General features: G+C 28.5%; 6 protein-coding genes. All 6 read right to left on the reverse strand.

What is annotated here, in order from left to right; genetic code table 11:
• Positions 1 to 1624: FG-GAP-like repeat-containing protein (locus PHI88_03450; GenBank protein ID MDD5552183.1), on the reverse strand; the 1624-nt coding region annotated here is incomplete at its 3' end.
• 60 nt (positions 1625 to 1684) lie between these two features.
• Positions 1685 to 2722: a glycosyltransferase gene (locus PHI88_03455; protein MDD5552184.1), complete on the reverse strand. Its 1038-nt coding sequence runs from the start codon at positions 2720 to 2722 to the stop codon at positions 1685 to 1687.
• A gap of 17 nt (positions 2723 to 2739) precedes the next feature.
• Positions 2740 to 4194, reverse strand: coding sequence for a D-glucuronyl C5-epimerase family protein (locus PHI88_03460; protein ID MDD5552185.1), 1455 nt, complete (start codon positions 4192 to 4194; stop codon positions 2740 to 2742).
• A gap of 53 nt (positions 4195 to 4247) precedes the next feature.
• The gene (locus PHI88_03465) at positions 4248 to 5321 is read right to left on the reverse strand and encodes a glycosyltransferase (GenBank protein ID MDD5552186.1); all 1074 of its coding nucleotides are present in this window, start codon (positions 5319 to 5321) and stop codon (positions 4248 to 4250) included.
• The gene (locus tag PHI88_03470; protein ID MDD5552187.1) at positions 5299 to 6606 is read right to left on the reverse strand and encodes an O-antigen ligase family protein; all 1308 of its coding nucleotides are present in this window, start codon (positions 6604 to 6606) and stop codon (positions 5299 to 5301) included. The genes PHI88_03465 and PHI88_03470 overlap by 23 nt, the downstream gene beginning before the upstream one ends.
• A gap of 17 nt (positions 6607 to 6623) precedes the next feature.
• Entirely contained in the window at positions 6624 to 7799 is a 1176-nt protein-coding gene (locus PHI88_03475; protein MDD5552188.1) for a glycosyltransferase, read from the reverse strand.
• Between the last annotated feature and the right edge of the window lie 202 nt (positions 7800 to 8001).

Here is an 8001-nt window from a genome sequence, read left to right on the forward strand (position 1 = left end):
TCCAGATACTCATCTTCTTTAGACTGTACTTGTACGAAAGTACAATATCATCCTTTCCATCATTATTTGTATCTCCCACCTGAAGATTGGTTGAAGACCAGTTCCAAGCATTAGATTCCCACCATTTTTGAGCAGTATAGCCTGTGTCTGTTTTGATGAACACCCATATCCCTGTTTTTGCAGTTCCATAGTTGTAGAGAGCCACAAGATCTTCCCTGCCATCTCCGTTTACGTCTCCTGAGGCAAACTTGCTTTTACTGTAATTCCAGGTTGTTGTGGTGTAAGGTTTAGACTTGGAAGTAATTCCACTTCCGCTTGATATAAAATTCCATATGCTTGTCGCTTGATACGGAAACCAACTTTTCCATTTATTCCAATAATACCAAAAATTATAATTTCCATTAAATACATGGGGAGTATACCTGTAAAGTGACATTGTCGCTTTTGTTGTGGGTTTTACTCTCTGAGATGATGGAACACAATAATAACCTGTTGTGTTTGAAAGAACAAAACTATCTCCTAAATAATATCCGTTTGGCCCCCTGCCAAGATTATAATTATTCCTTAAGCTTCTTGGGGCTCCCCACCAACTACCAGGAACACCTAATAACTGTTGTTTAAAACCTTTTAACTCCTCTATTCTTGTACCATCTTCTTCATAAACGCTATATCCCATTGCCCAATCAAGAGCATACTGTAAAGTTGGATAGGGACAACTACTACCAGCACTACAATTATCAAGCCAGGAAGTTTTTGTAATAAGGCTTTGTTCTTTTTGCAATGTTACTAAAATCGCACCAGCATTTATTCCTACCGACTGGCCACTAGCTCGCAAAACGGCTGCTTCGTATATAAGCTGAGCTGCTGTTTTTGTGTTGGTACAAGCTGTAGTCTTTGTCCCGCACAATCTTTTTGGATTTATATCAGCTAAGACAGAATTGTTTGTCTCAAGAAATTTTTGAATTCCACTAACGCTCATTGAGCTAGTGTTTATAAAATCAACATCACTGACTAACTTATTAGGATTAAAGCTAGGACTTGGTTGAACGCAACCAGCCGTATTAGCTGCTAAGGCTTTTTTTATAGAAAAAATTCTTTGCAAAAAACTTATTTTTAAAGAAGGGTTTTTATAATTCACTTCTGTATGTATCTTGCAAGTCACTGCTTCTGAAGGATCGCTTTCGCTATTAGAATTTTTTGCTGTAACGTAATAACTATAATTCAAATAAGGATCGGTTTCAGTTTTGTCGTGATATTCTGTATTTTCTATGTTTTCTGCAATTTTCTTAAATTCTTCTTCGTTTTCACTTTTTTTGTAAATTTTATAAGTTAAATTATCGCCAGATGCCGGAGTGCTCCAGGAAAGCTTTATTGCAAAATCTTCTATACTACATTTTAAATTGTCTGGCTCTGGAATCTTAATATTATCAGCCACTTCTTTATCTTCATTTTCTTCGTTTTTTGCCGTTTCTTCTTGTTGTTCGTTTAGCTCTTCTTTATTGCCATCTCCTAACTCCGTATTTTTTTTATAATAAGACTGATATATAAAAATTCCAATGACCAAAAGAAAAACCGCTAGACCAGAAAACAATAAAACTTTTTGATTTTTGCTTTTAATAACCATACCTTTAAAAATATAACACTTTTCTGTTTTTTTTAAAAGGAAAATTAGGGTTCAAAATTCTTAACGATTAATTCCAATATCGCCCTTAATTTTTTTTCTTAATATTAAAAAACTTAAAACACCCCCTAGAAAACCTACCCCGTAGGAAAAATGTAGTAGAAAAAAAACAAAAAGAGTAATGGGGAAATATTTAAATCCCTCTTTTGTTCCTATCTGCAAAGAAAATATTAAATCAAGAAAAAAATAAGCTCCGAAAATTATTAAGAAAATTACTAAAAAGATTTCTGAAAAAAATGATAAGATTCCTGTAGAGAATAAAGCCAAAACAAAAACTGAAGGAATTATTTGACGAAGAATAGATTTCAAACCAAGCTTTTGGGCAATTTTTACCTTAAAATATCCGTACTGAAATTGTTGTCGGAAAAGCTTTTTAAGAGACGAACGAACATACACATATGATTTTATTTTTGGACTAAAATAAATTTTACCTCCTAATTTAAGAATTCTTAAATTCAATTCAGCGTCTTGTCCTCGTAAAAGTTCTTCATCCATATAGCCTATCTTTTTAAAAAAGTCTCTTCTATAGGCGGCAAAAGGCAAAGTGTCTTTTATAAATCCTTCTTTTTTTCTTTGTCTATATCTTACTCCTCCGCTTCCAAAAACAGAATCTAGAACCAAAGCAATTGTTTTCGAAAAAAAATTGTCTTTTTTAACAATGGAAGTAAACGTACCACCCACTATCGTTGCTTCTGGTCTATTTTTTAAGTAATAAATTGTCCACTTTAAAAATTCCTTATCAAACACAGAATGAGCATTTAAAAAAATGATAATATCCCCCTTACTATTTTCCACCCCAAGATTCATTCCCTTTGGAGTAACCTTTTCTGGATTCTCTATCAACTTAATAAATGAGTATTTTTTTTCATAATTTTTTATAATTTCCCTTGTCCTGTCATCGCTCATGCCATCCATAACCAAAACCTCTAAATTTTCTTTCGGAAAGTTTTGCTTTAATATCGACTTAACACAATCGTCAATGAATTCTTCCTCATTACGACAAGGAATTATTATAGAAACAAAAGGATAATTTTTAATCATGTTTTTAATTCAGTAAATTATTGCTTTACCTTATAATCTAAAAAACTAAATTGATCAAATAAGTTATTATAATAGCTATAAAAATAATCGTCTTCTAAAAATAGTGGAACAATTTCTTTCATAACTAAATTTTCATTACTCTTGCTAGAATAAATCACGATTTCTATTTCTTTAATATAAACTGACTTTGAAAAAATGATTTGGGTTGTGTAATTTTTTAAACTTTTTAAATATTCAAAATCATTTTTCTTGATAATACTTTTCGACCTATCTATTTTAAGTTTTATGCCTAAGAAATTTTTGTAGAATATATCATAGTCTTGCGGAGAATCTTTTTCAGATAAAGAAATCATGTTCAAACCACTAAGTTTTATTTTTTTATCAAAAAAGATTTTTATTTTAACGGGGAATTGATTATCTGAAGACCAGTAATCCTTAAAAAAATCTCCGTTTTTTAATTTAAATTCTTTTTTGTAATTCACGTCCTTCGGCAAAAAAGTATAAATTGAATATTTTTTTTGTTGAGGACAATAAGCATTAAAAAGTTTTGCGTACTCTAAAAAAAATCTATCACCGGTTATATAATAAAGCCAGCTAAGTTGTTTGATATGAATCTTATGATAACTTTCGCATTTAGTTGGCTTTTTACTTAATGAATAATAAGAAATAAAAAGCGCATCGTAATTTTCTAATTTTTTTTTGAGAGACTCTACGCCTTCATCAAAAATTTTTTTAGCAATTGGATTTTTTTCAAATCTATATAGATCATACACCCCAGCTAATGCAAATATAAACCCGTTTAAAACTTTATATTTTTTTTCGGTCGCATATTCTTCATAGAATATAGATCCATCGGGCCAATAACTTTTTACTCCTCCTTTTTCAATATCAAATTTAAAAGGTCCAAGGGCTTTGTGCGCTAATTCTAGATATTCTCTATTGCCGGTCAGAGTATAAGCTTCAATTAATACACTAATTATTTCTCCTTGGGCCATTGCAGAAATCCATGGTGGCTCAGCTCCCTGATCTTTAACGGGAAAATCATATTCCCAAATAGCAAGATCATTTCCTTTAACTACCGCATTATTGTATAACCAATCTGCTTGTTTCAAGAACTCTCTTTTTATTAAAAAATTAGGATTTTTTAGGTAATACCTATAAAGAGAGGCAGCATATTGAGCAACGGTAACTGGATTATATTTTTTATAAGAGGGAAGGATAATTCCTTCTGAGTCAAAACTCAATTTGGAAAAAGAATTTATATTATCATCTTTAAGATAATAAGGAGGAAATAGTGAAAAATTTTCTTTATTATCTAAAACGGCTAAATCATTTATGTTTTTAAAATTATCAATTCTGCAAGAACTAAATAATAAATATATAGAAAAGAAAATTAATGAAATTAAAAAGACAAAAAAGAAAATCATCTTTTTTTTATTTCTTATAAAATTGTTTTCTTTCTTTTTTCTCATTTTTTTATTTCAAAAAATTTATAATTAAAATATCATTAATCTTGGCCAAGTAACTAATCCAATATTTTTTTATATAAATTTTCAATGATTTTTATATTTTCTTCCCAATTATAATTCTCTATAACAAAGTCTCTAGCTCTTTTACCCATTATTTCTCTTAAGTTCTTATTTAAGATTAATTCTTCAATTTTCTTTGCTGCGCTTTCTGGATTTTTCTTAGGAACAATAAAACCGGTTTTTTTATCTCTCATAACTTCGGGCAAACCACCAACATTAGAAACAATTACAGGCACCTGGCACGCTTCTGATTCTAAAACAGAGACCCCAAAGCTTTCACTCTCAGAAAGAAATACTGACACAAAAAAAGAATTAATAATTTCTGGAACTTTTTCGTGAGGAATATTTCCTAAAAATTTTGTTTTATTTTTAATGCCTAATTTTTCAGATAATTTTTGCAATTCTTCTTTTAGACTTCCTCCACCACCAATATGAAGCTCAAGGGGAATATTTCGATATTTTTTAAAAAGCAACGAAAAGCTTTGAATAAGATAGTGTATGCCGTATTTTTTTTCTAAAGTTTTTATTGTGCCAATTATTATTTTTTCCTTTGGTTTTAATTCCGGCATTGGCCTGAATTTTTTATAATCAATGCCAAAAGGAGTTAACAAAACTTTCTTTTTCGTGTATTTTTTAATCTCTCTTGCCATAACCTGGCTTGTTGAACATATATAATCTGCTTTTTTAAAGTTAAACTTAATTAATTTCTTGTGCAAGGAAGATTTTTTTGGAAATTTTAAAATGTCGCTTCCCCAAACAGAAATAATAAAAGGATGGAAACTTGATAATGCCCCCAAAAGACCATAGCTTGTAGCGTAATGACTGTGTAAAATATCTGGTTTTATTTTTTTAAGTAATTTATTAAATTCCTTTCTTTTTGATAAATACCTCCAATTAGCCATACCACCCTTAGGAGAAATTTTTTTAATCCCTAAATCGAAAACGGTTACATTTGGAATTTCTTCTTTTTGAAAAGAAGCCACAGTAACTTCATGGCCTTTTTCTGTAAAATAACTAACTATCTTTTTTGTGTGGATACTTTTTGCGTCAGCTAGATAAAGAATTTTCATGTCTTTTTGAAAATAAATTTATAGTAATAATTGCGATACTAATCAAAATCCACTGAGGTATAAAATAAGCTATAGTACTTGGACTCATGGAGCTAATTATAAAACCAAAAAGAGCTAGGAAACATGAATTTGAAAGAAAAAGACTAAATTTTTCTTTGGGTTTTTTAATAATTTTCCAAAGTTTTATCAAGATTGAAATAAAGAAAAATAAATACAATAAAAAGAAAAAGAAGCCAAAATCTCCTAAGATTTCAAGCCACCAACCATGAGGATCTGTAATATCATTAGGAATTTCTTGTTTTCTTAAATATTCTCTTGAATTTCCAATTCCAAATCCTCGAAAAAAATCTAAAGCGCTAGGAGGATAAATAATTTTTTTGATAATAGTAAATCTAGTAGAAAAGGAATCTCCTCCACGAGAAGAAAACTGTCTTGACGTGGCTTTATTAATGTATCCAGTAGTTTGATTAAAACGGGAACTTAAAAATGCATTTGTTTTTAATATAAAAGAAAAAACAGATAAAGCTAAAAGAATTATCAAAGCATATTTTAAAATACTTTTAAAGGATTTTTTTCTAAGCCACGATAACCAAAAATAAACAAATAAAATAAAAATAAGTGCAATTATATTGAGATTGGAACCCGACATTATAATATTAATCCCAATTAATATAGAGATAAGCAAAAATATTATTTTCTTTTTTTTACCATTAGCAAAATTAATTCCAAAAAGAGTAAAGGGAAGAAAAAAACTTAAAAAAGTTGCATAATTGTTGGGATTATAAAAGAAAGAAGTAGGAACAGTCTCTAAATATTTTCCCACCCTCAAATCATACCTTGCTACACTAGAATAAGGAGAAACCGGTAAGCGAAGAGGTGTAAAAGCCTCAATGGTCCCTATAAGCAAAGCAAATAAAGAAATAAAAAATAATACTTTTAATGTTTTTTTGAAAGTTTCTTTGTCTTTGTTGTAAATAATTAAAAAAATAGCAAAAAGAAACATTAAAAAATAAATTAAAGTGAATTTAGAAGCCAGAAATAAATCTTCTACCCAGAAAAATGAAAGTAAAATCCAAGAAAACCAAATAAGAAAAAATAATAAATAATTTTTAATATTCTTTATTTCTATCTTGATTTTTCCTGAAAGTAGAAGACCAACAAAAAAGAGAAACAATAAAATTGCAAATATTATATGAAATAAATATATGTCTGAAAAAAACGGCAAAGATAAAGAATATCCTAAAATCGCCGATATAAGCAAAAGATAGTAAAAAAATTTTTCCATAATGGTGTGTCTTATTTCTAATGATTGTCAGGAATAACAACCCTATCTAAACATTCTGCTAATTTTTTCGTAAGAAATTTACGATTGTAATCTAACATAATTTTCTGATCGCCAAAAGAAACATTATTGGTTTTGTCTTTGTAAATTTTTATTATAGCATCTTTAATAATTTCTGGATTATCATCTATAACAAAGGCCTTTTTAAAATTTTTTAAAACCCTTGCTACTGCAGAATTCTTATTAGTTATGGCAATTATTGGTTTATCACAAGCCACATAATCAAAGACTTTTTGAGTTGATTCAAGCTTAGACTTTCCCGTAATTAAAACAAGTACATCAGCTCCCTTGGAATGGCTGATTGTTTCCTTGTAAGTCTTTAAACCCACCAAAAGGGACTTTTTCTCAATTCTTTCTTTTTTTATAATCTTTTCTATTTTTTTCTCTTTTTCCCCAATGTGCATAAATTGAAAATCTATTATATTTTTTAATTTCCCAAGAGCTTTAAAAAAATTTTTAGGATCTCTATAATGTGCAAATTTTCCAGTATAAACTATAGAAAAATTTGAATTTTTTTTCGGAGGAACATTTTTATAATCATCAGGATCGTAACCATTTTCTATGCTTAAAAATTTTTCTTTATAAAAATTATATTCTTTTCTATAAATTTTTTCCATGTTAGTTGTGGCAAAAATAACCTTATCTGCATTTTTTATAATTAATAATTCCCATTTTTTTTTCAAAAATTCACTTATATTTTTTCTTAGGATTGATTTTTCTTTTTCGTATGGATCTAAAAACCAAGGATCGCGAAAATCAATTATATAGGGAATATTATATTTCCTTTTAAAAAACGGCGCCAATCTCCATTGAAAAAACGGACCACCGGTAAAATATAATAAATTTGGTTTTTCTTTCTTAATAACTTTTCGAAAATCTTTAAATAAAAACGGCAACCATTTTATATCCGCATTATTAATTGGGAAATTCATAATATCCGTTCTGTATATTTTAATTTTTTTTGAAAAATCAGAAATTAAACTATTATCTTTGTTTTTATAATATTTTTCCTTAACTGTTAAAATTACCGGTTCCCATCCAAATAGTGGTAAATACTTTACAAACTTTGCAATTCTAAAAGTTCCTACTCCAGCAGCAGGAGGAAAATAATACGCTATTACTAAAATTTTTTTCATAAAACTAATTTACTAGAAAAATATATATATTTTTTTATAAAATTCAAAACTTGAGTTATTAATAAAAATAAAAATCATAGTTCTTATTTTTTTATTTCATTTACAATTAAAGATATGCTTTTGTCAATTTTTTTAATAATGTTTTCTTTTCTCTTAAGGACTTTTTCTTTATCAAACCATTTTTGGTCATTGTAATATTTTT

Source organism: Candidatus Paceibacterota bacterium (assembly GCA_028716825.1).
Lineage (GTDB): Bacteria > Patescibacteriota > Minisyncoccia > Minisyncoccales.

Excerpts from the sequence above, each read along its gene's own strand:
- PHI88_03460 (MDD5552185.1), bottom strand. The coding sequence starts at position 4,194 with ATGAGAAAAAAGAAAGAAAACAATTTTATAAGAAATAAAAAAAAGATG.
- PHI88_03455 (MDD5552184.1), bottom strand. The coding sequence starts at position 2,722 with ATGATTAAAAATTATCCTTTTGTTTCTATAATAATTCCTTGTCGTAAT.
- PHI88_03470 (MDD5552187.1), bottom strand. The coding sequence starts at position 6,606 with ATGGAAAAATTTTTTTACTATCTTTTGCTTATATCGGCGATTTTAGGA.
- PHI88_03465 (MDD5552186.1), bottom strand. The coding sequence starts at position 5,321 with ATGAAAATTCTTTATCTAGCTGACGCAAAAAGTATCCACACAAAAAAG.
- PHI88_03475 (MDD5552188.1), bottom strand. The coding sequence starts at position 7,799 with ATGAAAAAAATTTTAGTAATAGCGTATTATTTTCCTCCTGCTGCTGGA.